Origin of the sequence: Lentzea sp. CA-135723 (assembly GCF_050936595.1) — a bacterium.
Classification (GTDB): domain Bacteria; phylum Actinomycetota; class Actinomycetes; order Mycobacteriales; family Pseudonocardiaceae; genus Lentzea.
Map to the genome: position 1 here is coordinate 165,899 of NZ_JBNJMK010000002.1, position 26,357 is coordinate 192,255.

A 26,357-nucleotide genomic window follows, 5' to 3' on the forward strand; every position below is an offset into this window, starting at 1 on the left:
TGGGGTTAACCGCACAGTCGTGGTGGGGTTGACCGCACAGTGCTGGTGGGGTTCACCCCAGTCAGGCGGCCGGCGGCTTGGGACGCAGGATGCACGTGAGGCGGGCGGTGCAGGTGCGCTTGCCCTCCTCGTCGGTGATCACGATCTCGTAGGTCGTGGTGCTGCGGCCCAGGTGAATCGGGCGGGCGACACCGGTGACGACGCCCTCGCGCGCCGCCCGGTGGTGGGTGCAGGACAGTTCGAGGCCGAGCGCGATGAGACCGTGCTCCGAGGCGTGCATGGCCGAGGCGATGGAGCCGAGCTGCTCGGCGAGGACCGCGTTGGCGCCGCCGTGGAGCAGGCCGAACGGCTGGCGGTTGCCCTTGACCGGCATCGTGCCGACCATCTCGTGGACATCCCATCGGGTGATTTCGATGCCCATGCGGACGTGCAGCTGCTCGTCGGCGAACTCGATTGGCAGGTCGGCGGTCACACGGGCTCCAAGGGCTCAAGCGAAACTGTCAGACCCCCACCCTAGACTCGGGCTCGTGACTCCCTCAGACGTGAAGCGGCTCCTGCTCATCGACGGTCACTCGATGGCCTACCGAGCGTTCTACGCCCTGCCCGCCGAGAACTTCGTGACGAAGACGGGCCAGGTCACGAACGCCGTGTACGGGTTCACGTCCATGTTGATCAACATCCTGCGCGACGAGCAGCCCACGCACGTCGCGGTGGCGTTCGACGTGTCGCGCAAGACCTTCCGGTCCGAGCAGTACCCCGAGTACAAGGCGGGGCGCACCAAGACGCCGGACGAGTTCCGCAGCCAGGTCTCCCTGATCAAGGACGTGCTGGCCACCCTGGCCATCCCGACCATGGAGAAGGAGAACTACGAGGCGGACGACATCATCGCGACCCTGACCACGCAGGCCGTGGCGCAGGGGATCGAGGTCGAGATCGTCACCGGCGACCGGGATGCATTTCAGCTGGTCAACGACAAGGTGACGGTGCTCTACCCGGTCAAGGGCGTCTCCGAGATGGGCCGGTTCACCCCGGCGTACGTCGAGGAGAAGCACGGCGTGCGGCCCGACCAGTACGCGGACTACGCGGCGGTGCGCGGCGACTCGTCGGACAACCTGCCGAACACCCCCGGCGTCGGGCCGAAGACGATCATCAAGCTGCTCAACCAGTTCGGCGGGCTCAACGAGCTGGTCGACCGGATCGACGAGGTGCCCGGCAAGGTCGGCGAGGCCCTGCGCGGCAACCTTGCGAACATCATCATGAACCGCCAGCTCACCGAGCTGATCAAGGACGTCGAGCTGCCGTACACGATCGACGGGCTCGAGGCGCAGCAGTGGGACCGCGACGCGGTGCACCGCCTGTTCGACGAGCTGGAGTTCCGCGTCCTGCGCGACCGTCTCTTCCAGACGCTGACGACCGCGGAACCCGAGGCCGAGGAGGGCTTCGAGGTCTCCGGCGGCGCGATCGCGGCGGGCACGCTCAAGAAGTGGCTGACCGAGCACGCGAGCAAGACCCGCGTCGGCGTCGCGCTGCGCATCACCACGGACCTGGAGGGCGTCGCGCTCTGCACGGCCGACGGCGAGGGCGGCTACGTCGACGTCACGCAGCTCGACGAGGCCGACGAGCAGGCGCTCGCGCAGTGGCTCGGCGACGAGAAGATCGCCAAGGCGGGCCACGACCTGAAGCTGCCGCTGCGCCGCGTGCGCGCCCGCGGCTGGAAGCTGCGCGGCCTGTCCTCCGACACGGCGCTCGCCGCCTACCTGGTGCGGCCGGGCCAGCGGTCGTTCGCGCTGGACGACCTGGCGCTGCGCTACCTCAAGCGCGAGCTGCGGGCCGAGGAGTCCGGTGACGGTCAGCTGTCGCTGCTCACCGACGAGTCCGAGGAGGCGCAGAAGGTCGCCACCAGCACGATCCTGCGCGCGCGGGCCGTCGCCGAGCTCGCGGACCGCCTCGACGAGGAGCTCGTCACCATCGGCGGCACCGACCTGCTCGCGAAGATCGAGCTGCCGCTGATGAACGTGCTGGACGAGGTCGAGGCCGTCGGCATCGCAATCGACGTCGACCACCTCTCCGAGCTGGAGGCGCACTTCGCGGCCGGCGTGAAGCAGGCGGCGCAGGACGCGTACTCGGTGATCGGCAAGGAGATCAACCTCGGCAGCCCGAAGCAGCTGCAGGCGGTCCTCTTCGACGAGCTGAACATGCCGAAGACGAAGAAGACCAAGACCGGCTACACCACGGACGCGGACGCGCTGCAGAACCTGTTCGAGCAGACCGAGCACCCGTTCCTGCAGCACCTGCTGTCGCACCGGGACGTCACCCGGCTGAAGTCCACTGTGGACGGCCTGCTGAAGTCGGTGGCCGACGACGGCCGCATCCACACGACGTTCCACCAGACGATCGCGGCGACGGGCCGGCTGTCCTCGACGGACCCGAACCTGCAGAACATCCCGATCCGCACGGACGAGGGCCGCCGCATCCGCCAGGCGTTCGTCGTCGGCGAGGGCTACGCGGAGCTGATGACCGCGGACTACAGCCAGATCGAGATGCGGATCATGGCGACGCTGTCCGGCGACGAGGGCCTGATCGCGGCCTTCAACTCGGGCGAGGACCTGCACACCTACGTGGCGTCGCAGGCGTTCTCGATCCCCACCTCCGAGGTGACGGGCGAGATGCGCCGCCGCATCAAGGCGATGTCGTACGGCCTCGCGTACGGCCTGTCGGTGTTCGGGCTGTCGCAGCAGCTCCGCATCCCGACGGAGGAGGCCCGCGAGCAGATGGAGGCGTACTTCAACCGCTTCGGCGGGGTGCGCGACTACCTCAACGAGATCGTGAAGAAGGCAGGCAAGGACGGCTACACCGAGACCGTGCTCGGCCGCCGCCGCTACCTGCCCGACCTGACGTCGGACAACCGCCAGCGCCGCGAGATGGCCGAGCGGATGGCCCTCAACGCGCCGATCCAGGGCAGCGCCGCCGACATCATCAAGGTGGCCATGCTGGGCGTGTACAAGGCGCTGGAGGAGTCGGGTCTGCGGTCGCGGATGCTCCTGCAGGTGCACGACGAACTGGTGCTGGAGATCGCCGAGGGCGAGCGCGAGGCCGTCGAGGCGCTCGTGCGCGACCAGATGGGCAACGCCTACCAGCTGCTGGTGCCGCTGGAGGTCTCGGTCGGCGTCGGCCGCTCCTGGGACGACGCGGCCCACTAAAGGCCCGGAACGCGAATCAGCCCGCCTGAGCCAGGTGCTCGGGCGGGCTGCGTTTTTCTCCCCATTGGAACTTATAGCGCGTGGGGGGACTTGCCGCAAGACCCCGCACCGGCCCCACAATTCGTGCCCTGACCAGGGGATTGAGGGGATTCACGATGCGGTTTCTGCTGTCCACGATCGGCTCGCGGGGCGAGGCGCAGCCGGTCACGGCACTCGGCGTCCGGCTCCAGGCGCTCGGCAACGACGTCCGCGTCGTCGCCCCGCCCGACTTCGAGGACCTGATCACCGGCAACGGCCTCGCGTTCACGCCGGTGGGCCCGGTCCTCCGCGACGTGAAAGCCGTCAAGACCACGCCCGACGAACTGCGCAGGCTCGCCGAGGAGTCGGTGAGGGAGCAGTTCCGGGTCGTCACCAAGACGGCCGTCGACGCCGACGTGCTGGTCGCGGGCGGTGCGTTGCAGCACGCGACCAGGTCCGTCGCGGAGAGCATCGGGGCGCGGTACGTGTACGCGAGCTTCTGCGCGAACACGCTGCCCTCACCGCACCACGCGCCGCCCGCGATGCTGGGCCGTGTTCCGGTACACGGCACCCCGGAGGAGAACCTCGCGCAGTGGGAGCAGCACCGCCGGTACTTCGTGAGCTCCCGCGACACTCTGAACGAGGAACGCGCGAAGCTCGGCCTCGCCCCGGTCGAGGACGTCCGCGACCACATCTTCGGCGACGCCCCGTGGCTCGCCGCGGACCCGGTGCTCGGCCCGTGGCCAGGACCGGGGGAGCTGACCCAGACCGGTGCCTGGCTGATCGACGACCAGCGCCCGCTCGGCCCGGAGCTCGAAGCGTTCCTGGACGCCGGCGCACCACCGATCTACTTCGGCCTCGGCAGCATGCGCGGCTCCCAGGACGCCGTGCACCACGCCGTCACGGCGGCCAGGGCGCTCGAGAAACGCGTTGTCCTGCAACGAGGCTGGGCGAACCTGGAGATCGACGCGCCGGACTGCCTCACCGTCGGCGAGGTCAACCAGCAGGCGTTGTTCCGCCGCACGGCCGCGGTCGTGCACCACGGCGGCGCGGGCACCACCACGACCGCCGCCGCGGCGGGCGCACCGCAGATCGTGCTGCCCCACATGTACGACCAGTACTACTGGGGCGCCCAGGTCGAACGGCTGAACATCGGCCGTGCGACGACAACGGTCACCACGGACGTCCTGGCCGAGGTGCTGGAACTCGCCGACCAGGCCGGGAAGCTCTCCGCACAGGTGCGCACCGATGGCGCCGAAGTCGCGGCGCGGCGCCTGATGTCGTGGTAAGCCAACGACATGAGGATCCTCGCCGCGGTGCTGCTGCTCGCCCTCACCGCCTGCACGGCCACCGAACAGGGCGTCCCGACCAAGCAGGCGTGGCTCGACGGCAAGCTCACCTTCCGCGTGGTGACGGACGTGGCACCGACGTCCAAGCCGTCGTCCGGCTACCAGGTGCCGCAGAAGGACGCGGCCGACCCCGCGGTCCAGGCGGCGAAGAGCAAGCGGCAGAGCACGGACGACGCCGTCCGCAAAGAGGCGCTGGCGGCGCTCGACTGCGCTGCCCCGGATCCGCTGGTGGGCCACGACGACGCCGCCGCGCCGCTGGTGACGTGCGACGCCGGCGAGAACAGGTACGACCTGGGGCCGGTCGCCCTCGACGGTGAGCGGATCGCCAAGGCCACGTCCTCGTTCAGCCCGAACGGCAGCGGCCACGTGATCACGATCGAGTTCGACGCCGAGGGTGCGAGGACGTGGGGTGACTTCACCACCGCCAACGTGCAGAAGCAGGTCGCCATCCTGATCAACGGACGGGTGCTCAGCGCGCCCACGATCCAGTCGCCGATCACCGGTGGCTCGACGGAGATCTCCGGGAGGTTCACGGCCGCCGAGGCGAAGCAGCTCGCGGAGCAGTTGAACCAGACCAAGTGAGACGTACGTGTGGTGGGTGTCCGCAGTGAGGGGTGACCACCATGTCGTACCAGGTCGGGCTCGATCTCGGATCCGCAGGCACCACCGTCGCCACCGGCGGTGGTGTCACCACCAGCGGCCGGCGTCAGCAGGCGCCCGCCAGGGAGGTCGTGCACCTCCTCGACGACCTCACGCGCCGGCACGGGGAGCCGCCGAGCCGCGTGGCCATGACCCACCCGCTGTGCTGGCCGCACGAACACCTCGAACAGCTGCGCCAGGACCTCATCGACGCGGGGCGCGCGGACGTGCTGTTCGTGCCCGCACCGCACGCTGCCGCCATCGCGTTCGACGCCGACGCGCGGATGCCCGAGCACAGCACGGTGGTGGTGTTCGACTTCGGTGCCACCGGTTGCGACATCACGGTGCTGCGCAAGCAGGGCGTGCTGTTGCTCGCCGGTCAGCCCGAACGCGTCGAGATCGGCGGCTTCGACATCGACGGCCTCGTCGCCGAGCATGTCATCGCGAAGATCGGCACGCACAGCCGTGAGCTGGTACGCAGCTGCGCGGAGGCGAAGGAGCTCCTCGGCAGCTATCCGGAGGTCAGGATCCCTTACCTGGCAACGAACGGGGAGATGTGCGAGGTCAGGCTGAGCCGCCTGGAGTTCGAGTCGGTCGTCCGGCCGTCGGTCGAGCTCGCGGTCGACGCGCTGGAACGCGCCGTCGCGAACGCGGGATCGGACCGGCCCGACGTGGTGCTGCTCGTCGGCGGTTCGGCGCGGATTCCCCTGGTGGCGAGGGAGATCGCGGAACGGCTGGGCGTCCCGGTGCTGCGAGCCCCTGATGGCGCGGCCGCGATGGGCGCCTACCTCGAAGCCGTGCAACTGGAACCCGAACCCGGCGAGCAGCCCACCGCCGAGGTTCCCCTGCCGCGCAAGGAGGACGAGCCGAAACGACGCCTCCCCACGACGGCGTTCATCGCGGCCGGGCTGCTCGTGCTCGTTCTCGGAGGAGGGTGGTTCGCACACGACGCGATGAACCAGCCACAGGTGAAGACGGAGAACACCAGCGTGCAGCTCGAACCACCGGGGGTGGCCGAGCTGCCGAGCGTCATCGGGCCAGAGCGCTGATCTCCCGCACGGCCAGGTCGATCTCCTCCGGCGTGTTCAGGATCGACGTGCCGACCCGCGCGTACGGGATCCGGTACGACGCCGTCGTGATCTGGATGTTCTTGTCCGCCAGCCGTTGCACCACCTCGGGCCCGGCCGACCCCGGCACGTCGAAGCACACCAGACCGGCGGACAACGCTCGTGGCGTGTGCACGACGACACCGGGGATCTCCGCGAGACCCGCGGCGAACCGCCCGGACAGCTCGGCGATCCGGGCGGCCACCCGCGGGCGGCCGAGGCGCTGGTGGAACCGCACCGCCGCCGCGACCGCGAAGTACTGCTCGAACGCGTGGAAGCCGCCGGGCCCGAGCAACGCCGTGGTGCTGCGGTCGCTCAGGCTCGGCAGCATCGGCACGATCTCGCCGTTCACCTCGGGGTTCACCCACACCATGCCGGTGCCGCGCGGCCCGAACAGCCATTTGTGCGTTCCGGCGACGAACACGTCCGCGCCCAGCCGTGCCGCGTCGTCGTCAACGGCCGCCAGCCCGTGCACGCCGTCCACGACGAGGAGGCAACGATCCTCCGACTTGCGGCCACGGTTCGCTTCCGCCACAACGGCTGCACACGCCCGCACGGGCATCCGCAGGCCCGTGCTCGACTGCACCCACGTGATGCCGACGGCCCGGGTCTGCGGCGTGATGGAGTTCCGCAGCCGCGTCGCGATCTCGTCCTCGGTGGCCTTCGCCGGGTTCTCGTAGAGCGTGCCGACCCTGACCTTCGCCCCGACCCGTCCCGCCGCGAGCCGGGCAGCCTGCTGGTGCCACGCGTGGTCCTGGTCGTTGAGCAGCAACTCCTGGTCCGAACGCAGTTTCAGGCCGCCGTAGACGATCGAGAGCCCCATGGTCGTGTTCGGCACGAACGCGATGTCGTCCGCCGCGCCCCCGACGTACTGCCCGAGCGCCTCGGCGACCTTCTGCGCCTCCTCGGGCATCAGGTCGTGCGAGTTGGCGTCGAGCCTGCGCTGGAACTCCTCCACCGCGTCCCGGACCTCGCGCGGGTTCGACGCCAGGTAGAACAGCCCCAGGTTGGTCAGCGCCGGATCGAGCCGGAACTCGCGGCGGACGGCGCCCCAGTCCAGTCCTCGCGCGGCGGACGACGCGGTCGGCGCGACAGCGAGAAGCCCGGCCCCCACCAGGAAGTCACGACGTTCCATGCCTTCCATTGGACACCCGTTCCGGCGCGAACGGCAGGCCGGTGTTCAACGCCTTCGCGCCCACCACGCACAGCTCGCCGAGCATGCTCACGCCGATCGACAGCTGCGTCGGCGCGTGCCCGCCGACCAGCAGCCCCAGCCCGAGGCTCACCCCGATCGACGTCACCCACACGGCCACCGTCCACGGCGTGTACCGCTGCCACAGGTGCCCGTCGCGCTCGAACAGCCTGATCGTCATCCCCCGCAACGCCCCGAACGCGAACCCCGCCACCAGCGGCAGCAGGTAGAGCAGGTGGAACTCCTCGACCGCGCGGATGCCGAAGAACAGCAGGAACGCGGGCGGCGCCAGCAGGTCCCGGGCGTTCAGCGGCTCCCCCATGAACCGACGCACGAGCACGTACACCACACCGGCCGCTATCAGCAGATATGTCATCGCAACCCCCTTAGTAGCATGACCCTGCTACTTAAACTAGCAGGGTCATGCTACAAAAGGCAGGTGTCACCGAGAGTCGTCGATCCCGTCGCCCGCCGCCAAGCCGTCGCCGAGGCGGTGTTCCGCGTGGTCGTGCGCGACGGCGTCGAACAGGCCTCGCTGCGCAACGTCGCGGTGGAGGCGGGCCTGTCGATCGGGTCGATCCGCCACTACTTCGACAACCACGACGCCGTGGTCGTCTTCGCCGTGGAGTTCCTCATCGACTCCGTCGACCAGCGGGTCTTCGAGCACGTCAAGACGATGAGGGACCCGGCGGACCCGCGCCGCCCCGGCGAGCGCGTGCTGGCCGAGGTGCTCCCGCTCGACGACCGTCGGCGCGACGAAGCGGTGCTGTGGCTGGCCTTCGCGACCGCCGCGCGCACCCGGTCGTCCCTGCTGCCGCACGCGGAACGGCTCTACGACGGCCTGCGCAAGCTGTGCCGCCGCGCGCTGACGGTGATGTCCGAGGCGGGGACCATCGCCGCCACGCACGACCTCGCCCTGGAGACCGAACGGCTCGCGTCGCTGATCAACGGCCTGACCGTGGACGGCGTGCTGCACCCGGACCGGATGACGCCGGACCTCACGGTGTCGGTGCTGCGCGCCCACCTCGACTCGCTGCGGTAGCCGCCACGGCCCGGACCGGCAGGCCCGGCGACGAGGTTCACCAGGCCTGCCGTGCGCCCTGAAGCGCGCCACCTAGGACAGGCGAGGGGCGTCGACCGCCCAGTACCAGTTGTTGCCGGCGTCGAAGAGCCGCCACGAGACGCGAGCCGTGCGCGCGCCCGAGGGCACGGTCACGTTCAGCGACACCTGCTGCGCGATGCCGTCCGCGTTGTGCGTGCGGACGACCTGCGCGGGACCGCCGTCGAACGACACCGAGACCGTGCCGCGCTGCGTGCCCTCCTGCAGGTAGTGCGAGAAGTAGTCGAGCTTCACCGACAACCTGCCGGTCACGTCGTAGGCGGGCGAGGTGAGCGTCGAGTCGAACTTGCCGCGCGCGGACGGCGAGCCCTTGTCGTCCCACTCGTCCGGGTCGGCGACGGCGAAGACACCACGCGCGCGCACGTTCGCCTCACGCGACTGCGACGGCGCCGCACGGGTCCAGAAGTCGTCGGTGGTGAACGACCAGCCCTGCCACTCCGCCACGCCCTGCGGCATCGACGACGCCGTGGTGACCGTCCAGCCGGCCGGGCCCTGACGCGTCCAGCCCAGCACCGAGGCCGGCACGCCGGTCTCGTCCTGACGCGGCTTCAGCGTCACCGAGTCGAACGGGTCGACCGGCGCGCTGCCGAGCGCGTAGCCGTCCAGCGCCGCCGAGACACCCAGGTGCTTCAGCGCGGACGCGGCCACGTCCACCAGCTTCGGCGCCACGGCCGGGCGGGCGGCGCCGGTCGAGATCACGAACGTCATGCGCTCCTCGGGCGAGTCACCGCCGTGACCGCCGGACGCCGTGTGGCCGTGGTCGGTGGTGATCATGATCAGCCAGTCTTCTGACGCGTACGTCGACCGCGACTCGATGGCGCGGACCAGCCGGCCGATCTGCGCGTCGTTGGTGCGCATCGCCGCCGCGTACTGCGAGGAGTCGGCGCCGTAGTTGTGGCCCGCGATGTCGATCTGGCCGAGGTAGACGAACGACGCGTCGGCGGCGTCCGAACGCAGGTACTGCTCGGCGTCGACGGTGATCTTCTCGTCCGACCCGGTGTACCCGGCCGCGTCGCCGTCGAGGACGTACTTGCGGTCCTGGCCGGAGCGCAGGACCTGGTCGCTGATCGGCTTCCAGTCGACCGCCGCGTACGTCGACAGGCCCGGGTTCGCCGTGTTCGCGCGCTCCAGCCAGCTCGGGTACGACGTGAGGGCGTTGCCGGCGAAGGAGTTGTCCTTCACCTTGTGCTTGTCCGGCCACACGCCGGTGAGGATCGTCGACCAGCCGGGGCCGCTGGACGTCTGGGCCATGCCCGAGCCGTACAGCGCGCTGCGGGCGCCGTACCCGCGGTTCAGCAGCGCCTTCACGTTCGGGGTGTCGCCGCTGACGAGCTTGTCGTACCGGGCGCCGTCGAGCCCGATCACGAGCACCTTCGGGGTCTTCGCCGGTGCCGCGACGGCGGCCGGGGTCACCAGCAGGAGAGGCAGCAGTAACGCGAGAGCAGCTCTTGTCATGACAGGCAGACTTGCGGCCTGAAACCGTATTCGGCAATGAAGCACGCGCGAAGTTCACCCGGGCTTCGGCGGTTGTCAGTACAAGTTCACTGCCTGGTCGTCACCTGCACGTCGCGCGCGGTCAGCTCGGCCGCGCACTCGGTGCACTCGACCTTCGCGCGCACGCCGCCGCCGCAGTCGCGGTGGTGCAGCTGGAAGAACTCCTCCTCGTCGGGCGCCATCCACTTCGCGCCCCATGTGCGCAGCGCCATCAGCACGGGGTAGAGGTCGCGGCCTTTCTCCGTGAGGCGGTATTCGTGCCGTGTGCGGCCGTCTTCGTGATAGGGCACGCGCTTGAGCACGTCCTCCTGCAGCAGCACGTTCAGGCGGTCGGTCAGGACGCTGCGCGAGATGTCCATCGTCGCCTGGAAGTCCTCGAAGCGGCGGGTCCCCAGGAAGATCTGGCGGAGCAGCAGCAGTGTCCAGCGCTCGCCCAGCAACGCCGCGGGGCGGCTCAGCGTGCACGGCAGCGTCGAGAAGTCCGAGTACGACATGAACCCAGGATATCCCTTGCGTTCGATTTTCGAACCCAGCTACAGTTCGGATTCCGAACCCAGGAGGGCCGATCCTCATGCGCGTCACCGAGCTCGACCGCGACACCGCGCCGGAAGCCGTGGACGCGGTGTTCGCAGGACTGTCCGCCCGAAGTCGCTACCTGCGCTTTCACTCTCCGACGCCGAGGCTGACGGCCTCCGCGCGCCGAGTGCTCGTGGACGTCGACGGCGAACGGCACGCGGCTGTGTGCGCACGGGTCGGCGGTGACCCCGTCGGCATCGCCAGGGTCATCAGGACCGGCGAGTGCGGCGCGGAGATCGCGGTGGCCGTGATCGACCTGTGGCAGCGCAGGGGCGTGGGGCGGGCGCTGCTGGAGGAGCTCACCGCCGTCGCGGCCAGGATGGGGGTCGCCGAGCTGCACGGCGACGTCCTGCCCGACAACCACGCGATGCTCGCGCTCGTCCGCAAGGTGCTGCCCGGCGTGCGGCTCAAGAGAGAGGTCGACACCATCGAGCTGAGCTACCCGCTGGCCTGGGTGACCGCCGAGATCAGCGACGCGGACCTTGTAGAAAGCCTGCAGGAAATCTAGAGATCCCGGTCCGACCATGGCCGGCGTGACGACCGCACGGGCAGCCGGCCGCCTGATCCACCGCTCCGAGATCGTCGAGCGCGCGGGATCGTGGCTGCGCGACGAGGTGCCGTACAGCCAGACGAGCTTCCACGAGAACGAGCACGGCGTCTACCGCGCCGACTGCTCCGGGTTCGTGTCGATGGCGTGGGCGCTCCCAGGCAGACCCGAGCACCGGCACGGAGGCCTCGACACCCCTGGTCTCGCCGGGGTGAGCGCCCGGATCCCCGCGAGCGCGCTGACGGTGGGTGACGTCGTCATCCGCGCCGACGGCACCAACCTGACCCGGCACGTGGTGATCTTCGCGGGCTGGGCCGAAGAGCCGGGTCTCTACTGGTGCTACGAACAGGCCGGCGGTCATCGCACGCGGCTGCGCGCCGTTCACTACCCCTACGACAGCACTGCTGAGCTGTACGTACCGCGCCGGTACCTCAGCGTGAGCGATCATGGGTGATCATCGCCAACAAGCGGTGAACGGTCTAAAACCAAGACGTTCGACCGGACCAAAACTTCACATCGTCTTGCTACCGTGACCGGCATGAAACGGTGGGGGATGTTGGCGGTAGCCGCCGCGGCCATCACGTTCGGCTCGACGCTGGCGATGCCCGACGTGGCGGTCGCCGCCGAGGGCGGCGTGGTCTGCGGGACGTACCAGGCGAACACCAAGATCACGCGCAGCGAGGTCCTCGCCCGCTCGCGCACGTGGATCAGCGCCCGCGTGCCGTACAGCCAGAGCGACTGCTTCGGCAACAAGTACGGCGCCTACCGCACCGACTGCTCCGGCTTCGTCTCGATGGCCTGGGGCCTGCGCATCTCCTACACCACGCACATCCTCGAGCAGGTCGCGCACCGCATCGACTGGGCGGACCTCCGTCCCGGCGACGCGCTCAACGACCGCGAGAACCACGTCGCGCTGTTCATCGGCTGGGCCGACGCGGCCAAGACGCGCCCCATCGTGCGCGAGCAGGCCGGCCCGGACGGCGCCAGGACCGTCCAGCGCGTGTGGAGCGCGAGCACGGCCCGCATGTACGTGCCGTTGCGCTACAACGGCATCCTCGAAGCGGGCAGCGCCGGCACCGGCAGCGAGACCGCGCTCACGGACAAGGTCGTCGTCGCCTCCGGCCCGCAGATCTCCAACACCGGCCAGCAGCAGCTGGAGATCTTCGCGCGCGGCACCGACGGCAGCGTCATGACGAACTTCCACAAGACGAGCCGCTGGGCGGGCTGGCAGCAGCTCGGCCACGAGGTCTTCGCGGGCGACCCGGTCGCGCTGATGAACCCGGAGACGAAGATCGTCGAGGTGTTCGCGCGCGGCACCGACGGCAAGGTCTACCGGCGCACCGACGGCCAGTGGGTCGCGCTCGGCGACACCGCCGTCGCGGGCCAGCCGGTCCTCAGCTGGAACGACAAGACCAAGGCCGTCGAGGTCCTCGCCCGCGCCGAGGACGGCCTGCTGCTGCGCTTCACCGACAAGTGGGCGCCCCTGGGCGACCGCAAGATCGAGGGCAACCCGGCCGTCGCCGACAAGGACGTCTACGCCCGCTCCGCCGACGGCAAGCTCGTCAAGTGGGACGGCACCGCGTGGGCCGACCAGGGCGACAAGAAGATCGTCAGCGACCCGAGCGTCGCCATCGACCAGGTCTTCGTCCGCGGCGAGTCCGGCAGCGTCGAGCAGTACGCGGCGGGCACCTGGACGACGCTCGGCGGCAAGGGCACCGGCGCGCCGGCCGCGGTCTACAACTCCACCACGGGCTCCATCGACGTCGTGCAGCTCGGCGAGGGCGGCTACGTCGAGCACTCGCGGGCCGTCGACAAGGGCTGGACGCCGTGGGCGAAGCTCGGCACCACCAAGGTCACCGCGCCGCCGACCGCGATGTACCACGCGCAGACCAAGACGGTCGAGGTGTTCGCCCGCACCGACGACGGCAAGCTGATCCGCCGCTTCTACAAGGAGAAGGCCGGCTGGAGCCAGTGGGCCGTGCTGGGCGACAAGTCCGTCAGCTGACCTGAACGCAACGACGAAGGGCCGCGACCTCCTCGGGTCGCGGCCCTTTCTCGTTCACGTGAGGCGTCCGACGGAGTCGATCACCAGGTCGAAGAACCGGTCCACGTCGAGGCCCACGGCCACACGGGCGTTCGGCTCGCGGCCCAGCCGGCCGTGCAGGTCCACGACCGTCGCTCCGCGCGTGAACGTGCCCGTCGTCTCGATGCCCACGAACGCGTCGACGCACGTGACCAGCGACGGGTCGATCACCCGCGCCACAGCGACCGGGTCGTGCAGCGGTGGCGCGGCGAACCCGAACACCTCGCGGTAGGTGGCGGCGAAGAACGTCATCAGGTCGCCGCAGATCCGGCCGAGCGGGCCGAGGGCGTTCAACCGCGTCACGATCTCGGGCGTCACCAGCGCCTGGTGCGTCACGTTCAGCCCGACCATGGTGATCGGCACGCCGCTCGCGAACACGATCGCGGCCGCCTCCGGGTCGACGTAGATGTTGAACTCCGCGTACGGCGTGGTGTTGCCGCGGTCGGTCGAGCCGCCCATGAGCACGATCTCGCGCACGGCGGACGGTCCGTGGCGGCGCAGGTACAGGGCCACGTTCGTCAACGCGCCGGTCGCCACCAGGGTCGCCGGCATGTGCGCGTGCATCAGGTCGATCGCGTGGTCCGGCACCACGCCGACGGTCACCTCGCCGAACGCCGGACCGTCCATTCCGGACTCTCCGTGGATGTCCTGCGCCACGTGGAGGGGGCGCACCAGCGGTTGTGCGCTGCCACGCGCGATCGGCACCGAAATTCCGGCGGCCGTGCAGAGGCGCTGAGCGTTCGAGGTGACCTTGTCCAGGGTCTGGTTCGCGGCCACAGTGGTGATCGCGCGCAGGTCGATCTCGGGTGAGCCGGCCGCGAGCAGGATCGCGATCGCGTCGTCGTGGCCGGGGTCGCAGTCGAGCACCACAGGAGTCGGCATGGTCCCATCCTCGCCGATGAAACAACCGAAAACCTTTACGTCGAACCCTTGACGAGGTCAGGGCGGGTGCGACTAGCGTGGGGAAAACGTTTGCAGAGGAGGCTGGGGATGGTGCGCAGGCGGTACGCGGTGGTCGGGACGGGATCGCGGGCCGAGCGGCACGTCCACGCCATCGCGGTCGAACACTCCGCCACGTGCGAGCTCGTGGCGTTCGCCGATGTGAACCGCACCCGCATGAACGTCCACAACGACCGGCTCGCCGAACTGGGGGTCGAGCCGGTGCCCACCTACGACGCGGACGACTTCCTCAAGATGCTCGACGAGCAACGGGTCGACGTCGTCGTCGTGACCACGGTCGACCGCTACCACGACACGTACATCGTCGAGGCGTTGGACGCGGGCTGCGACGTCGTGACGGAGAAGCCGATGACGACGGACGTCCCATCGGCGCGCAAGATCCTCGATGCGGTGCAACGCAACGATGGCAACGTCACGGTCACCTTCAACTACCGCTACAACCCGATTCACGAGAAGGTGCGCGCGCTGCTCGCGGACGGCGCTGTCGGGGAGATCGGGTCCGTGCACTTCGAGTGGCTGCTCGACACCCGGCACGGCGCCGACTACTTCCGCCGCTGGCACCGCGACAAGGCCAACTCCGGCGGCCTCATGGTGCACAAGGCGACCCATCACTTCGACCTGCTCAACTGGTGGGTCGGCAGCGTTCCGGAGACGGTCTACGCGCACGGCCGGTTGTTCTTCTACGGCGACGAGAACGGCGAACGCCACGGATACGCGGGCGACGACCGTTTCGACATCAAGCTGGAACAGAACGACTGGCTCAAGAAGCTCTATGTGGACGCACGGCACGAAGACGGCTATCGGCGTGACCAGAACCCGTTCGAACCCGGTGTGTCCATTGAGGACGATATGTCGGTGCTCGTCCGGTACGCCAGCGGAGCGAACCTCACCTACCACCTCACGGCCTACTCGCCGTGGGAGGGCTACCGGCTGATGGTCAACGGCAGCAGGGGCCGCCTCGAACTCGAAGTCGTCGAGAACTCCTGGGTGTCCGGCCAGGACCCGTCCGTGCACGGCAAGAACGCCAACCCCGAGCAGGGCTGGGCCACGCTCTCGGTGCACCGGCTGTTCGAGGAACGCGAGGACATCCCGCTCGACTACGACCGGGACGGGCACGGAGGCGCCGACCAGCGCATGGTCGACGCGCTCTACGGCCCGTCCGGACAAGAAGACCCGTTGGGACGCAAGGCAACGCACTACGACGGCACGCTCTCGCTGCTGACCGGTTTCGCCGCCAACCGCAGCTTCGAGACCGGGGAACCGGTCCACGTCGTCGACGTGATCGATCTCAGATGAGGAGACAACGTGCGCAAGGCTCTGGCCTTGGTGCTCGGCGGCGCGTTCGTGGCGGCCGGGTGTGGCGGCGGCGGTTCGGCGAGCGGTCAGGCCGAGATCAGGTTCATCTGGTGGGGCAACGACGACCGTGCGAAGATCACGAACGAGGCGGTGCGGCTGTTCGAGAGCCGCAACCCCGGGATCAAGGTCGCGACCTCGTTCCAGAACTTCCAGAACTACTTCGAGAAGCTCTCCACCGAGATCGCCGGCGGCAACGCGCCTGACGTGATCCAGATGGACTACCGCTACCTCAACGAGTACGCGGGCCGCAACGTCCTGCTGGACCTGACCCCGTTCGTGGGCGGGGAGATCCGGACCCAGGACTGGAACCAGGGCTTCGTCGGCAGCGGCAAGCTCGACGACAAGCAGGTCGCGCTGCCGTTGGCGCAGAACGCCACCACGATCGTCTACGACCCGAAGCTGTTCGAGAAGGCCGGCGTGCCCGAACCGCGGCTCGGCTGGACCTGGGCCGACTACAAGGCGTCCGCGGCGAAGATCCAGGCGAGCACCGGGATCGCCGGCTCGACCGACTTCGGCGGCACGGAGGACGTCTTCGAGACCTGGCTGCGGCAGCGCGGCAAAGCGTTGTACGACAACGGGAAGCTCGGCTACGGCAAGGACGACCTCAAGGCGTTCTGGCAGCTCTCCAAGGATTTCCGCGACGGCAACGCGACCACCTCCGCCGAGCTGGTGACCACGCTGAACGCCGGCGCCGAGCAGACCCCGATGGGCAAGAGGCTGTCGGCGTCCGAACACAGCTACGACAGCCTGTACGGCGGCTACAACACCGTGCGACCCGATGAGCTGAAGCTAGGCCCGTACCCGAGTGACAGCAAGGAAACGCTCGGCTCGTACCGCAAACCGTCGCAGCTCATCAGCGCGTCCGCCCGCACCAAGCACAGGGACGCGGCGGTGAAGCTGATCGACTTCCTGCTGAACGACCCGGACGCGGGCAGGATCCTCGGCGCCAACCGCGGCCTGCCCGCGAACCTCAAGATCCGCGAGGCCGTCGCGCAGAACCTCAGCGGCGCCAACAAGGTCGTCTTCGACTACCAGAAGTCCGTCGACGCCGAACTGGGTGACGCGCCGCCCGCCCCGCCCAAGGGTGACGGCACGATCTACAAGCTGATGCAGCGCAAACACGAAGAGGTCGTGTTCGGCAAGAAGAGCATCGACCAGGCGCTGGACGAGTTCTGGCGCGACGCGGAAGAGGCACTGAGGTAGTGCCGTACCTGTTCCTGGCGCCGTGGCTGCTCGGCGCCATCGGACTCACCGTCGCACCCATGGTCGTGTCGCTGTACCTGTCGTTCACCGACTACGACCTGTTCAACGAACCGAGGTGGGTCGGCCTCGACAACTACGCCAGGCTGTTCGGCGACCCGCGCTACCTCGACTCGGTCGGAGTGACGCTCCGGTACGTCGCGTGGTCGGTGCCGTTGAAACTGCTCATCGCACTGGCCGTCGCGCTGCTGCTGAACTCGTTGCGCGGCAAGGGACAGGCGTTCTTCCGGTCGGCCTTCTACGCGCCCTCGCTGCTGGGCGCGTCGGTCGGGCTGGCGCTCGCGTGGCGGGCGATCTTCGACACCTGGGTCGACACACCGGACACCGCGCTGGTCACCGTCGTGCTGCTGTCCGCGTGGCAGTTCGGCGCCCCGATGGTGATCTTCCTGGCCGGGTTGCAGCAGATCCCGCGCGATCTCTTCGACGCGGCGGCGGTCGACGGGGCCGGGTGGTGGCGCCGGCTCGCGTCGATCACGCTGCCGATGCTGTCGCCGGTGCTGTTCTTCAACCTGGTGCTGGAGACGATCCACGCGTTCCAGGCGTTCACGCAGGCGTTCGTGGTGAGCGGCGGCCGCGGGGGACCGGCGGACTCGACCCTGTTCTACACGCTCTACCTGTACGAACGCGGGTTCACGGAGTTCCGCATGGGCTACGCGTCGGCGATGGCGTGGGTGCTGCTGGTGGCGGTCGCGCTGATCACCGCCGTGCTGTTCCGGACCTCGCGGTACTGGGTGTTCTACGGGGACGAGCGATGAAGCGGGCCGCGACCGTTCTCCTGTGCCTGGCAGCGCTGGCGTTGGTGCTGTATCCGATCGTGTGGCTGGTCTCGGCGTCGCTGACTCCCGTCGAGGACCTGGTGGCGAACCTGCGCGCGCTCTTCCCGGGGCGCGTGACGGCCGACGGCTACGCGGGGGCGCTCGAAGGCGCGGGCGGCGAGTCGTTCTGGACGTTCCTCGGCAACTCGACGGTCGTGGCGTCCGGAGCGGTGGCCGGCAACGTGGTGTCGTGCTCGCTCGCCGCCTACGCGTTCGCCCGGCTGCGGTTCCGGCTGTCCGGGCCGCTGTTCGCGTTCGCGCTGGTCACGATCATGCTGCCGGCGCACGTCACGCTCATCCCGCAGTACGTGGTGTTCCAGCAGCTGGGGATGGTCGACACGTTCGTGCCGCTGGTCCTGCCCAAGGTGCTCGCGACCGACGCGTTCTTCGTGTTTCTGATGGTGCAGTTCATGCGCGGCATCCCGGGCGAGCTGGACGACGCCGCGAAGATCGACGGCTGCGGGCCGGTCCGCGCCTTCCGGTACGTGGTCCTGCCGCTGTCGAGGCCCGCGCTGGTGACGACGGCGATCTTCACGTTCATCTGGACCTGGAACGACTTCTTCTCCCAGCTGATCTACCTGTCGTCGACGGAGAACTACACGATCCCGATGGGCCTGAGGCTCTACATCGACCAGACGTCGTCGTCCTCGTACGGGCCCATGTTCGCGATGTCGGTGCTGTCGCTGGTGCCGATCGGGCTGTTCTTCCTGGCGTTCCAGCGGTTCCTGGTCGCGGGCGTGGCGACGACGGGGCTGAAGGGATGAGACGGCTGGAGGAGTTCGCGGACGTCCTGCTGCTCGGGCTGTTCGTGTTCGTCGCCTCCCTGCCGCTCGTGACGGCGTTCTCGGCGTTCGGCGCGGCCCGCGAGGTGCTGCGCGGAGACCTCCCCGTCGGCCGGTTCTGGACGGTGCTGCGCGTCCAGTGGGTGCCGGGCGTGCTCTTCGGTCTCGGGTGGGCCGTGCTCGTGCTCGACGTCCTCCTAGTGGTCACGGTGCTGCCCGCGCCATTGCCCGTTCGGGTGGCCGTGTTGGCCGCTTCGGCCGTCGCCGGAGCCTGGATGTTGTCGCAAACGTGTCTAGGTTGGCGCGGCGCATTGAAATTCGAAGCACCTCGGCTGATGCTGATGGCCGCGTTGGTGGTCGCCGGTGTGCTGGTGTGGGCCCTGCCTCCGCTGGCGCTGGTGATCGGCGGACCCCTGGCGCTGGCGGCCGAGCCTGCCCGAGAAGGGTGAGAGCGATGCGTGTTGCGCTGGTCGGTGCTCGGGGACATGGTGCGCGGCACGTGGACAACCTCGTCCGGCTCGGGCACGACGGGCTGGCGACGTTCGTGGGCGTGGTCGACGTGGCGGACGTGGACGTGCCCGTGCCGTCCTATCCGGACCTGACGTCGCTCGCGGCCGAGCTGCACCCGGAGGTCGTCGTGATCTCCTCACCGCCCTGGACGCACCGCGACCTCGCGCTGGAGGCGTTCGACCTCGGCTGCGACGTGCTGGTCGAGAAACCGGCCGTGCTGTCGGTGCCGGACTTCGAGGAGATCTCGTCGGCCGCGAGCGAACGCGGCCTCGTGTGCCAGGTCGGGTTCCAGACCCAGGGCACCGGCTCGTACCGGCGCCTCTGCTCGTTGATCGGCTCCGGTGCGTTGGGCGACATCACCGGTATCGGTGCCGCGGGCCGTTGGGTGCGCACGGACTCCTACTACGAACGGTCCGAGTGGGCCGGACGGCAAGGCGACGACGGCACGCTCGTGAACCCGTTCGCGCACGCTTTGCAGAACGCGCTGCTGCTCGCCGATGTCGAGGAACGAGCCGACATCGCTGTCGAGCTGGAGCTCTACCGATGCCGCGACACGATCACCGCGGACGACACGGCCTGTGTCCGGATCACGGCCGATGACGCGCCTCCGGTCGTGGTCGCCACCACGCTGTGCGCCACGACATCGTTGCCACCGGTCGTGTTGGTGCACGGGACGCTCGGGCAGGCCGTGTGGTGGTACGACGACGACAGGCTGACGGTCAACGACCACCGCATGGCCACACCGCCGAACGTCGACCTCCTGGAGAACCTCATCCGGCACCGGCAGACCGGCGAGCCCCTGGTCGCGCCACTGGCGGCCGCACGGGCGTTCACGCTGGTCGCCGAGCAGTGCGGCAAGGCCGACGTGCCGCTGCTGCCCGCCCGCCGGGTGGGGGACCGGGTGGTGCTCGACGGCATCGACGAGGTGGTCGTGCGGGCCGCCGAGAAGCTCGCCACCTTCGAGGAACTGGGCTGCGGATTCGGACGGTAGGGTGCCGCGCAGAACGCCGCGTCGGGGAGACTTGCGTTGAGCACCTACATCGACCTGAAGGACGTCCGGATCACCGGTTACGTCGCCATGGGCCTGATCGCGCTGGTCGCCGCCGAGTCGGTGTGGGGCACGGTCAACGACTGGCAGGGCGGCTCGTCGTCGTGGAGCTTCCTCGCCATCATGCTGGTCATCCCGGCGGGCGTGGCGTTCTTCGTGTGGTTCCGCGGCGTGACGCACAACGCCGAGGCGATCGCGTTGCACGGCGTGCGGACGGTGCCGCAGGTGTGGAAGGCAAGTGACCCGGCGCAGCGCGACGTGCCGTTCGCCGAGCGCGTGGCGAGCCCGTTGATCAAGCCCTGGCAGTACGGGTTCCTCGCCATGGTGGCCTGCGACGTGCTGGAGTCGTTGCTCCTCGACACCCCCGCCTACGTGGTGTTCTCGACGCTGTCGACCCTCTGCGCGATCGGCGCGGCCGGGCTCGCCTGCTTCCTCGTTCTCCGCATCTCGGTCATGCAGCAGCGGTTCGCGGTACCCCAGAGCAAGCGCCGCTGAACTGGGGTATACTTCAGCGTTGGTTGCGGTTTTGTGTTCGTGTATTCCACGCTCGCCGAACTTCAGTTGCGAGCGCTTCTCCTCCTTCGCGGTTGGGGCAGGCTCATGACCAACCACGGAGCGGCCGCACAGTGCGGCTCGTTCTTCAGTACGCAAGGAGAAGCAGTACATGGCTAACGGCACCGTCAAGTGGTTCAACGCCGAAAAGGGCTTCGGCTTCATCGCCCCCGAGGACGGCGGCGCTGACGTCTTCGTCCACTACTCGGCTCTCAACGGCAGCGGCTACCGCAGCCTCGAGGAGAACCAGCGCGTCACGTTCGACATCACGCAGGGCCAGAAGGGCCCGCAGGCGACGAACGTCAACGCTCTCTGACGTTGGTTTCGAAAACGCGGGGCTCCCTCCTGGGGGCCCCGCGTTTTCTGTTGTGATCACTGCGTTTCCCCTAGCCTGGCCCGATGCCGTTGCTCGGACCAGCCGATCCGCTGCCGCACGTGCCCCGGCGCGTCCTGGTCGCCGGCAACGCCGGATCCGGCAAGTCGACGATGTGCCGGCGCATCGCCTCCGCGCGTGACCTGAGGTGCGTCGAGCTCGACTCCCTGCACTGGGGGCCGCGGTGGACGCCCCGGCCGGAGTTCCTCGACGAGGTCCTGGCGTTCGCCGGCGAGGACCACTGGGTCACCGAGTACCAGTACAAGGCCGCGCGCCCGGCGTTGCTGGCCCGCGCGGACACCGTCGTGTGGCTCGACCACCGCTTCCCCGTCGTGATGGGCCGGTTGGTGGCTCGCACGATCAGGCGGCGCGCGGGCAGGGTGGAGTTGTGGAACGGTAACCAGGAATCGCCGCTGCGGTCGGTGTTCACGGACTCCGGGCACATCCTGCGGTGGGGCTGGAAGAGCTACTGGCGCAACCGGGCACGGGCGCTCGCCCTGGTCGACGAGGTCGTGGTCGTGCGGTTGCGCGGACAGGGTCAGGTGGAGCGGTGGCTCGCGGGGCCGCTCGCCTCGGTCGGACGGGAGCGTGCGCGGTGAGAACGGCTCTGGTGCTCGGCGGGACAGGCATGCTGGCCGGGTGTGCCGCGCAGCTCGTGGCGCGCGAGTGGCGGGTGGTGCTGCCTTCCCGCACGCAGCCGCTGACAGCCGACGACGGTCCCGGACGTGCCGCGCGGGCGTCGCTCACCCGCGGCCACCGCCCGACCTGGGTGCGCGCCGACTGGGCCGAGCCGGCGAAGCTCGCCACCGAGGTCGGCTACGAGCTCGAAGGCCACCCGGTGAACCTGCTCGTGGCCTGGGTGCATGCGAACTACCGCGTGGGTGTTCTCAACGCCGTGCGGCACCTTCTGGCAGAAGGAGCGCCGGTGGTGGAGGTGCACACGTCGGCGCCGGTGCCAGATCCCGTGCTGCCGCATCCGACGCAGCAGGTCCTGCTCGCGCACTTCGCTCACGACGCCACGCAGCGCACGAACCGCGCCGTGCTGGAGGCCGTCGAGCGGGCGTTGGACGGACGGGCGCCCTCGCTGCACCACGAGGACGCCCGCTGAGGCACTAGGGCTTCTCGATCTTCGCCCGGCCGATCTCTGCCTGCACCTTGATGCCCGCCGCCACGTTCACGAGCTGACGCACGACCACGTCCTCGTTGCGGATGTCGGCGATCTTCTGCTTGGTCTTCGCGACGAACGTGAACTCGGCCACCTGGGGCGCCTCGATCTCGGCGACCTTCTGGAAGTCCTTGCTGAGGTCCAGCACCACCTCGGCGCCGTCGAGCACCACCAGCTGGTAGTCCGACGGCAGCTCGGACGCGAAGCCCTTCTGGAACGTGCCGGCGACCTTGATGCCCTCGGCCGTCTCCTCGAAGTCGATCACCCCGTCAACGGGCGTGAAGACCGCTTCCCGGAAGTCGGCGGTGGCCTTCGCGGGCGCGGGAGCGGGCTCCGGGTCGGCCAGCGCGGGGGAGGCCGTGAGGGCGGCGGTCGCGAGCAGGACGGTGGCGATGCTCAGCAGTTTCGGCATGCCTTCGTTCGTACCTGCGGGCATCTGCAGCCGCTCGGTCAACTGCATCGCTCGATCGGGCGTTGAGCCTGTACGCTCCGCGCCGACGTCGGGGGGACGTGTGTTGTCTGGGGGACAATTCGATGAGCTCATTTGTCAGGCCCGCGCATGCCCTGGGCGTGGCGGCGACGGCCGCGATCGCCATCGCGGTGGCCGCCGAGGCCGTCGAGGCCGCGCTGGCGTGGACCTCCGCCTCGGCGGAGGCCGCCGAGGCCGCCTACGGGCTCTCGTCGCTCGCGCACGTCGCGGCGGGCATCGCGTTCGTCGCCTGGATGCACCGGGCACGCCGCAACGCCGACGCCATCACGTCGACGCACCACGCCCGCTGGACGAATCCCTGGGTGTTCGTGGGGTGGATCATCCCGCTCGCGAACGTGTACATCCCGTACGCGGTCATGCAGGACATCTGGCGCGGTTCCGACCGCACGCAGCCGACGGTCGGGTTGTGGCAGCGGCCCCTGAGCGGCCTCGTCCGGGCCTGGTGGCTCACCTACCTCGGCTCGACCACGCTCTCGGCCGTCGCTGAGCTGAGCGTGCCGGAGGACTTCGCGGGAACGAGCCCGCTGCGGGACGTCGCGGTGATGCTCACGATCGCGACCCCGCTCTCGGTCGTGGCCGCCGTGCTGGCCGGCCGGATGATCTGGCTCGTCAACGAGATGCAGGTCAGCGTGCCGAGCGCATCCCCCGCACCAGCAGCATGACCGACTCGCGCACCTCCGCCCGCGACCGCTCCGGCTGGAACACCTGCCAGTCCAGCGCGATCACGAGCAGGGTGCCGAACAACGCCGCCGACGCGGTGCCGACCTCCACGCCCTCCGGCAGGCGGCCCGCGTCGGACAGGCGCTTCATCTGACCGCGCACGATCGACACGATGTCGTCGCGCAGCAACGAGAGAGTGCCGTGCCATTGGCCCGGTGTGCGCCACAGCTCCGACACGAGGAGCTGGCCGAACGCCGGGTACTCGGCCCAGAAGCCGAGCATCTCGTCGACCAGCGCCTCCAGCGAGTCCTCGGACGCCTCGGCGGACCGCAGCCTGCCCGCGAGGATCTCCACGCCGTGGTGCAGCAGCGCTTCGACCAGGGCGTCCTTCGACGCGAAGTTGTAGTAGATCGTGCCCTTGGCGACGCCCGCCTCCGCGGCGATCTCGTCGACCGTCACCGAGGCCGCGCCGCGTTCGCCGACCAGCTTCAGCGCCGCGTCGAAGAGCTTCTGCTTCGTCGCCGTCGTCCGCGCGCTCACAGCACGAGCTCCGGCTTCAGCTTGGACGCTGTCCACACGCGCTGCTTGTAGGCCGCCACGGACGTCAAGGCTAGGGCTCCGACCAGCCAGGCGAGAAGGATCAGCGCGTCCTTTCCGACGCTGCCGAGGTCACCGCCGTACATGAGGTGCCGCAGACCGTCGACCGCGTAGCCCATCGGCAGGCCGTAGTGCAGCGGGTACAGCGGCACCGGGATCGTCTGCCACGGGAACGTGCCGCCCGCGCTGACCAGCTGCAGGATCAGCAGGATCAGGCCGAGGAACTTGCCGACCGCGCCGAACGCGGCGTTCAGCGCGTGCAGGATCGCCACGAACGTGAGGGACATCAGCGCGAGGAACCCGAACGTGCCGAGGGGGTTCGACGGCTCGATGTCGACCACGAACCGTACGACGGTGAACATCACGAGCACCTGCACGATGCCGAGGAGTGCGCCGGGAAGCCAACCGCCCAACGCGACCCTCAGCGCGGACTGACCCGCGGCGAGCGCACGGCGTGAGAGCGGGCGCAGCAGCAGGAAGAGCACGAACGCGCCGATCCACGTCGCGAGGCCCAGGAAGAACGGGGCGAGGCCCGCGCCGTACGTGGCGGCCTTCGTCTGGGACAGGCCGCGCACCGCCACCGGGTCGCCGATGGCCTGCGCGATCGCGGCACGGGTCGGGTCGTCCTGGTTCGGGATCTTGTCGACGCCGCCGGACAGGCCGGTGCTCAGGTCTGCTGCACCGGTCGCGAGCTGGGCGGCACCGTCCTTGAGCTGCGGCGTTGCGGTCGCCAGCTTCTGCACCCCGCCATTGAGCGCGGTGCCGCCGTCGTCCAGCTTCGCGATGCCGGCGGTCAGCGCGGGTGTCTTCGCCGAGAGCTGCTCGGCGCCGTCGGCGACCTGGTCCGCGCCGGTCGCGAGCTTGCGCAGGTCACCGGCCGCGCCCTGGACCTTGGTGTTGGCGTCGTCCACAGGCTTGCGGACCTGGCCGAGCGTGGTCATGACGTTCTGCACCTGCTCCTCGGTGAAGCCGAGGGCGCGCAGGCGGGTGGCGACGTCGCCGTTGAACTTGTCGAGCCCGCCGACCAGTTCCTGGGCCTTCGCCGCGTACGTCTCCGCCTCGCGCGCGGCGGTCTCGTTGCCGGTCGCGACCTGGCGGGCGCCGTCGGCGAGCTTCTTCGTGGCGTCGGGCAGCTGCCCGGCCTGGGCGCGCAGGTCGTGCAGGCCGTTGCTCAGCTGGGTCGCGCCGGGTGCGAGCTGCTGGACGCCGGTGTCGAGCTCGGTGATCTTGTCGCGCAACGTCGCGCTGCCGTCCGCGAGCTTCTTGGCGCCGTCCGCGGCCTTGGTGGTCTCCTGGCGGATCGTGGAGAAGCCGAGCAGCAGCTTGTCGGCGGCCTCGGTGGAGATCTTCGCGGTGACGGCCCTGCGGACCTCGTTCACGACCTGGTTCGCGATCGTGGAGCCGAGGTAGTTGTTGGCGTCGTTGGTGGTCAGGGTCAGCACGCCCTGGCGCGGCTTGTTCTGCTCGGCGGACGTGAGCGCCTCGGAGAAGTCCTCCGGCAGCGTCAGCGCGAAGATGAACTCGCCCTTGCGCACGCCCTCGTCCGCGTCGTCGACGACCTTCCAGTTGAACTTCTTGCCGTTGAGCAGCTCGTCGGCGACGTCCTTGCCGGCGTTGAGGTCCTTGGCGCCCTTGTCCTTCACGACCAGCGCGGCGGGGACGTTGTCGAGGTTCGCGTACGGGTCCTTGTTCGCGTACAGGTACAGCGACGCGTACAGCAGAGGCACCAGCGCCAGAGCCAGGACGGCGAGCTTGGGGAGCTTGCCGGAGGTGATCCGGCGCAGTTCGTTGAAGGCCATGCGAAGGGCGCTCATGCGGTGATCTCCATCTTGGTGTCGTTGTCCTCACCAAGGCGCGCGTGCGGAATGTCGAGGATGTGGGCCGAGGAGTTCGAGCACAGGACGACGACGGACCGCTCGGGGGTCACGTGGTCGCTCGCCAGTGCGAACCACTCGCGCGGGTTCGGGTGGTAGCGGTCAGGGCAGTCGAGGATCAGTGCCGTGACGCCGGGGCGTGAGGCGGCCAGTTCGAGCATCACCGCGCACCGGGTCTGCGCCGGGACGTGCTCGAAGCGCTTGTCCGCGTGCTCGTCGGCGGCGTGCTCGACCAACCAGTCGTGCACCGCCTTCTTGCCGGACGGCATGCGGTTCATCGCGAGCTCCTCGCCGACGACGGCCGCGAGCGTCAGCGACTCCTCCGGCTCGTTCACCTCGGGGGCGTCGACCAGGACGACGCGCTTGCGCAGCGTCTTCGCGTCCGGTGACACCTCGCCCGTCGAAGGCTTCATACGGCCGGAGAGGAGGAGGGCCAGCGCCGTGTGGCCGCCGCCCGGTTCGCCCGCGACCAGCGTGAGCTCGCCGGGCTTCACGGTCAGCGAAGTCGGCCGGAGCAGGGGACCATGGCCCCCGTTGACGCCTGCGCGACTTGCGTGGATCTCCACGGCCTTTACCTTCCTTTTAAACTGA

29 protein-coding genes are annotated in these 26,357 nt (G+C 69.4%); 19 read left to right on the top strand and 10 right to left on the bottom strand.

What is annotated here, in order from left to right; genetic code table 11:
* Positions 1-61: 61 nt before the first annotated feature.
* Complete coding sequence (locus ACQEU1_RS36670; RefSeq protein ID WP_433212480.1) at positions 62-421, bottom strand: hotdog fold thioesterase; 360 nt, start codon at positions 419-421, stop codon at positions 62-64.
* Between ACQEU1_RS36670 and polA the strand changes: the two genes are divergently transcribed.
* The 4 genes from polA to ACQEU1_RS36690 all read left to right on the top strand — a co-directional run bounded on the left by polA (position 420) and on the right by ACQEU1_RS36690 (position 6,255).
* On the top strand, positions 420-3,200 hold the full coding sequence (gene polA / locus ACQEU1_RS36675; RefSeq protein ID WP_433216962.1) for a DNA polymerase I: 2,781 nt from the start codon (positions 420-422) through the stop codon (positions 3,198-3,200). The two genes, ACQEU1_RS36670 and polA, sit on opposite strands and share 2 nt — an antisense overlap.
* Before the next feature lie 155 nt (positions 3,201-3,355).
* Positions 3,356-4,507 carry a glycosyltransferase gene (locus tag ACQEU1_RS36680; RefSeq protein WP_433212483.1) on the top strand — a complete coding sequence of 384 codons (1,152 nt, stop codon included), beginning with the start codon at positions 3,356-3,358 and terminating at the stop codon, positions 4,505-4,507.
* A 9-nt stretch (positions 4,508-4,516) separates the two neighbouring features.
* On the top strand, positions 4,517-5,149 hold the full coding sequence (locus ACQEU1_RS36685) for a SecDF P1 head subdomain-containing protein (protein WP_433212486.1): 633 nt from the start codon (positions 4,517-4,519) through the stop codon (positions 5,147-5,149).
* Between the two features lie 41 nt (positions 5,150-5,190).
* Entirely contained in the window at positions 5,191-6,255 is a 1,065-nt protein-coding gene (locus tag ACQEU1_RS36690) for an Hsp70 family protein (protein ID WP_433212489.1), read from the top strand.
* On the opposite strand, the gene ACQEU1_RS36695 is transcribed toward ACQEU1_RS36690, so the two are convergent.
* Positions 6,236-7,447 carry an aminotransferase class V-fold PLP-dependent enzyme gene (locus tag ACQEU1_RS36695; RefSeq protein WP_433212492.1) on the bottom strand — a complete coding sequence of 404 codons (1,212 nt, stop codon included), beginning with the start codon at positions 7,445-7,447 and terminating at the stop codon, positions 6,236-6,238. The genes ACQEU1_RS36690 and ACQEU1_RS36695 overlap by 20 nt on opposite strands.
* Positions 7,434-7,880, bottom strand: a complete 447-nt coding sequence (locus tag ACQEU1_RS36700; protein WP_433212495.1) for a DUF1453 domain-containing protein — start codon at positions 7,878-7,880, stop codon at positions 7,434-7,436. Before ACQEU1_RS36700 ends, ACQEU1_RS36695 begins: the two co-directional genes overlap by 14 nt.
* A gap of 63 nt (positions 7,881-7,943) precedes the next feature.
* Between ACQEU1_RS36700 and ACQEU1_RS36705 the strand changes: the two genes are divergently transcribed.
* On the top strand, positions 7,944-8,546 hold the full coding sequence (locus tag ACQEU1_RS36705; protein WP_433212498.1) for a TetR/AcrR family transcriptional regulator: 603 nt from the start codon (positions 7,944-7,946) through the stop codon (positions 8,544-8,546).
* Positions 8,547-8,618: 72 nt separating this feature from the next.
* Here ACQEU1_RS36705 and ACQEU1_RS36710 read toward each other — a convergent pair whose 3' ends face one another.
* The gene (locus ACQEU1_RS36710; RefSeq protein ID WP_433212501.1) at positions 8,619-10,079 is read right to left on the bottom strand and encodes an alkaline phosphatase family protein; all 1,461 of its coding nucleotides are present in this window, start codon (positions 10,077-10,079) and stop codon (positions 8,619-8,621) included.
* Positions 10,080-10,165: 86 nt separating this feature from the next.
* The gene (locus tag ACQEU1_RS36715) at positions 10,166-10,612 is read right to left on the bottom strand and encodes a winged helix-turn-helix transcriptional regulator (protein ID WP_382440032.1); all 447 of its coding nucleotides are present in this window, start codon (positions 10,610-10,612) and stop codon (positions 10,166-10,168) included.
* A 77-nt stretch (positions 10,613-10,689) separates the two neighbouring features.
* Between ACQEU1_RS36715 and ACQEU1_RS36720 the strand changes: the two genes are divergently transcribed.
* From ACQEU1_RS36720 to ACQEU1_RS36730, 3 genes are all read left to right on the top strand, one after another.
* Positions 10,690-11,202, top strand: a complete 513-nt coding sequence (locus tag ACQEU1_RS36720) for an N-acetyltransferase family protein (protein WP_433212505.1) — start codon at positions 10,690-10,692, stop codon at positions 11,200-11,202.
* 25 nt (positions 11,203-11,227) lie between these two features.
* Entirely contained in the window at positions 11,228-11,695 is a 468-nt protein-coding gene (locus ACQEU1_RS36725; RefSeq protein WP_433212508.1) for a hypothetical protein, read from the top strand.
* A gap of 84 nt (positions 11,696-11,779) precedes the next feature.
* On the top strand, positions 11,780-13,246 hold the full coding sequence (locus ACQEU1_RS36730; protein ID WP_433212511.1) for a hypothetical protein: 1,467 nt from the start codon (positions 11,780-11,782) through the stop codon (positions 13,244-13,246).
* 54 nt (positions 13,247-13,300) lie between these two features.
* On the opposite strand, the gene ACQEU1_RS36735 is transcribed toward ACQEU1_RS36730, so the two are convergent.
* Positions 13,301-14,206, bottom strand: a complete 906-nt coding sequence (locus ACQEU1_RS36735) for a nucleoside hydrolase (RefSeq protein WP_433212514.1) — start codon at positions 14,204-14,206, stop codon at positions 13,301-13,303.
* A 108-nt stretch (positions 14,207-14,314) separates the two neighbouring features.
* On the opposite strand from ACQEU1_RS36735, the gene ACQEU1_RS36740 reads away from it, so the two are divergent.
* The 10 genes from ACQEU1_RS36740 to ACQEU1_RS36785 all read left to right on the top strand — a co-directional run bounded on the left by ACQEU1_RS36740 (position 14,315) and on the right by ACQEU1_RS36785 (position 22,088).
* The gene (locus ACQEU1_RS36740; protein ID WP_433212517.1) at positions 14,315-15,580 is read left to right on the top strand and encodes a Gfo/Idh/MocA family protein; all 1,266 of its coding nucleotides are present in this window, start codon (positions 14,315-14,317) and stop codon (positions 15,578-15,580) included.
* A 9-nt stretch (positions 15,581-15,589) separates the two neighbouring features.
* Positions 15,590-16,843 carry an ABC transporter substrate-binding protein gene (locus ACQEU1_RS36745; RefSeq protein ID WP_433212520.1) on the top strand — a complete coding sequence of 418 codons (1,254 nt, stop codon included), beginning with the start codon at positions 15,590-15,592 and terminating at the stop codon, positions 16,841-16,843.
* Complete coding sequence (locus tag ACQEU1_RS36750) at positions 16,843-17,655, top strand: carbohydrate ABC transporter permease (protein ID WP_433212523.1); 813 nt, start codon at positions 16,843-16,845, stop codon at positions 17,653-17,655. The genes ACQEU1_RS36745 and ACQEU1_RS36750 overlap by 1 nt, the downstream gene beginning before the upstream one ends.
* On the top strand, positions 17,652-18,479 hold the full coding sequence (locus ACQEU1_RS36755; RefSeq protein ID WP_433212526.1) for a carbohydrate ABC transporter permease: 828 nt from the start codon (positions 17,652-17,654) through the stop codon (positions 18,477-18,479). Before ACQEU1_RS36750 ends, ACQEU1_RS36755 begins: the two co-directional genes overlap by 4 nt.
* Complete coding sequence (locus tag ACQEU1_RS36760; protein ID WP_433212529.1) at positions 18,476-18,946, top strand: hypothetical protein; 471 nt, start codon at positions 18,476-18,478, stop codon at positions 18,944-18,946. Before ACQEU1_RS36755 ends, ACQEU1_RS36760 begins: the two co-directional genes overlap by 4 nt.
* A 5-nt stretch (positions 18,947-18,951) precedes the next feature.
* Entirely contained in the window at positions 18,952-19,998 is a 1,047-nt protein-coding gene (locus ACQEU1_RS36765; RefSeq protein WP_433212532.1) for a Gfo/Idh/MocA family protein, read from the top strand.
* 36 nt (positions 19,999-20,034) lie between these two features.
* Entirely contained in the window at positions 20,035-20,550 is a 516-nt protein-coding gene (locus ACQEU1_RS36770; protein WP_433212535.1) for a hypothetical protein, read from the top strand.
* Between the two features lie 169 nt (positions 20,551-20,719).
* Complete coding sequence (locus tag ACQEU1_RS36775) at positions 20,720-20,923, top strand: cold-shock protein (protein WP_285639201.1); 204 nt, start codon at positions 20,720-20,722, stop codon at positions 20,921-20,923.
* Positions 20,924-21,006: 83 nt separating this feature from the next.
* On the top strand, positions 21,007-21,579 hold the full coding sequence (locus ACQEU1_RS36780; protein ID WP_433212539.1) for an AAA family ATPase: 573 nt from the start codon (positions 21,007-21,009) through the stop codon (positions 21,577-21,579).
* Positions 21,576-22,088, top strand: coding sequence for a hypothetical protein (locus ACQEU1_RS36785; protein WP_433212542.1), 513 nt, complete (start codon positions 21,576-21,578; stop codon positions 22,086-22,088). The genes ACQEU1_RS36780 and ACQEU1_RS36785 overlap by 4 nt, the downstream gene beginning before the upstream one ends.
* 4 nt (positions 22,089-22,092) lie before the next feature.
* On the opposite strand, the gene ACQEU1_RS36790 is transcribed toward ACQEU1_RS36785, so the two are convergent.
* Positions 22,093-22,557 carry a hypothetical protein gene (locus ACQEU1_RS36790; protein ID WP_433212545.1) on the bottom strand — a complete coding sequence of 155 codons (465 nt, stop codon included), beginning with the start codon at positions 22,555-22,557 and terminating at the stop codon, positions 22,093-22,095.
* Positions 22,558-22,679: 122 nt separating this feature from the next.
* On the opposite strand from ACQEU1_RS36790, the gene ACQEU1_RS36795 reads away from it, so the two are divergent.
* Entirely contained in the window at positions 22,680-23,297 is a 618-nt protein-coding gene (locus ACQEU1_RS36795) for a DUF4328 domain-containing protein (protein WP_433212548.1), read from the top strand.
* On the opposite strand, the gene ACQEU1_RS36800 is transcribed toward ACQEU1_RS36795, so the two are convergent.
* From ACQEU1_RS36800 to ACQEU1_RS36810, 3 genes are read right to left on the bottom strand one after another with little or no spacing between them, the layout of a single operon-like run.
* Positions 23,260-23,835 carry a TetR/AcrR family transcriptional regulator gene (locus ACQEU1_RS36800; protein ID WP_433212551.1) on the bottom strand — a complete coding sequence of 192 codons (576 nt, stop codon included), beginning with the start codon at positions 23,833-23,835 and terminating at the stop codon, positions 23,260-23,262. The two genes, ACQEU1_RS36795 and ACQEU1_RS36800, sit on opposite strands and share 38 nt — an antisense overlap.
* Positions 23,832-25,706 (bottom strand): YhgE/Pip family protein, encoded by a 1,875-nt coding sequence (locus ACQEU1_RS36805; RefSeq protein ID WP_433212554.1) that lies wholly within the window; start codon positions 25,704-25,706, stop codon positions 23,832-23,834. Before ACQEU1_RS36805 ends, ACQEU1_RS36800 begins: the two co-directional genes overlap by 4 nt.
* Complete coding sequence (locus tag ACQEU1_RS36810; protein WP_433212557.1) at positions 25,703-26,332, bottom strand: ATP-binding cassette domain-containing protein; 630 nt, start codon at positions 26,330-26,332, stop codon at positions 25,703-25,705. Before ACQEU1_RS36810 ends, ACQEU1_RS36805 begins: the two co-directional genes overlap by 4 nt.
* Positions 26,333-26,357: the final 25 nt, after the last annotated feature.

Excerpts from the sequence above, each read along its gene's own strand:
- ACQEU1_RS36695 (WP_433212492.1), bottom strand. The coding sequence starts at position 7,447 with ATGGAACGTCGTGACTTCCTGGTGGGGGCCGGGCTTCTCGCTGTCGCG.
- ACQEU1_RS36795 (WP_433212548.1), top strand. The coding sequence starts at position 22,680 with ATGAGCTCATTTGTCAGGCCCGCGCATGCCCTGGGCGTGGCGGCGACG.
- polA (WP_433216962.1), top strand. The coding sequence starts at position 420 with ATGCGGACGTGCAGCTGCTCGTCGGCGAACTCGATTGGCAGGTCGGCG.
- ACQEU1_RS36680 (WP_433212483.1), top strand. The coding sequence starts at position 3,356 with ATGCGGTTTCTGCTGTCCACGATCGGCTCGCGGGGCGAGGCGCAGCCG.
- ACQEU1_RS36735 (WP_433212514.1), bottom strand. The coding sequence starts at position 14,206 with ATGCCGACTCCTGTGGTGCTCGACTGCGACCCCGGCCACGACGACGCG.
- ACQEU1_RS36715 (WP_382440032.1), bottom strand. The coding sequence starts at position 10,612 with ATGTCGTACTCGGACTTCTCGACGCTGCCGTGCACGCTGAGCCGCCCC.
- ACQEU1_RS36700 (WP_433212495.1), bottom strand. The coding sequence starts at position 7,880 with ATGACATATCTGCTGATAGCGGCCGGTGTGGTGTACGTGCTCGTGCGT.
- ACQEU1_RS36775 (WP_285639201.1), top strand. The coding sequence starts at position 20,720 with ATGGCTAACGGCACCGTCAAGTGGTTCAACGCCGAAAAGGGCTTCGGC.
- ACQEU1_RS36805 (WP_433212554.1), bottom strand. The coding sequence starts at position 25,706 with ATGAGCGCCCTTCGCATGGCCTTCAACGAACTGCGCCGGATCACCTCC.
- ACQEU1_RS36760 (WP_433212529.1), top strand. The coding sequence starts at position 18,476 with ATGAGACGGCTGGAGGAGTTCGCGGACGTCCTGCTGCTCGGGCTGTTC.
- ACQEU1_RS36670 (WP_433212480.1), bottom strand. The coding sequence starts at position 421 with ATGGGCATCGAAATCACCCGATGGGATGTCCACGAGATGGTCGGCACG.
- ACQEU1_RS36720 (WP_433212505.1), top strand. The coding sequence starts at position 10,690 with ATGCGCGTCACCGAGCTCGACCGCGACACCGCGCCGGAAGCCGTGGAC.
- ACQEU1_RS36740 (WP_433212517.1), top strand. The coding sequence starts at position 14,315 with ATGGTGCGCAGGCGGTACGCGGTGGTCGGGACGGGATCGCGGGCCGAG.
- ACQEU1_RS36755 (WP_433212526.1), top strand. The coding sequence starts at position 17,652 with ATGAAGCGGGCCGCGACCGTTCTCCTGTGCCTGGCAGCGCTGGCGTTG.
- ACQEU1_RS36685 (WP_433212486.1), top strand. The coding sequence starts at position 4,517 with ATGAGGATCCTCGCCGCGGTGCTGCTGCTCGCCCTCACCGCCTGCACG.
- ACQEU1_RS36730 (WP_433212511.1), top strand. The coding sequence starts at position 11,780 with ATGAAACGGTGGGGGATGTTGGCGGTAGCCGCCGCGGCCATCACGTTC.
- ACQEU1_RS36710 (WP_433212501.1), bottom strand. The coding sequence starts at position 10,079 with ATGACAAGAGCTGCTCTCGCGTTACTGCTGCCTCTCCTGCTGGTGACC.
- ACQEU1_RS36790 (WP_433212545.1), bottom strand. The coding sequence starts at position 22,557 with ATGCCGAAACTGCTGAGCATCGCCACCGTCCTGCTCGCGACCGCCGCC.
- ACQEU1_RS36765 (WP_433212532.1), top strand. The coding sequence starts at position 18,952 with ATGCGTGTTGCGCTGGTCGGTGCTCGGGGACATGGTGCGCGGCACGTG.
- ACQEU1_RS36780 (WP_433212539.1), top strand. The coding sequence starts at position 21,007 with ATGCCGTTGCTCGGACCAGCCGATCCGCTGCCGCACGTGCCCCGGCGC.
- ACQEU1_RS36690 (WP_433212489.1), top strand. The coding sequence starts at position 5,191 with ATGTCGTACCAGGTCGGGCTCGATCTCGGATCCGCAGGCACCACCGTC.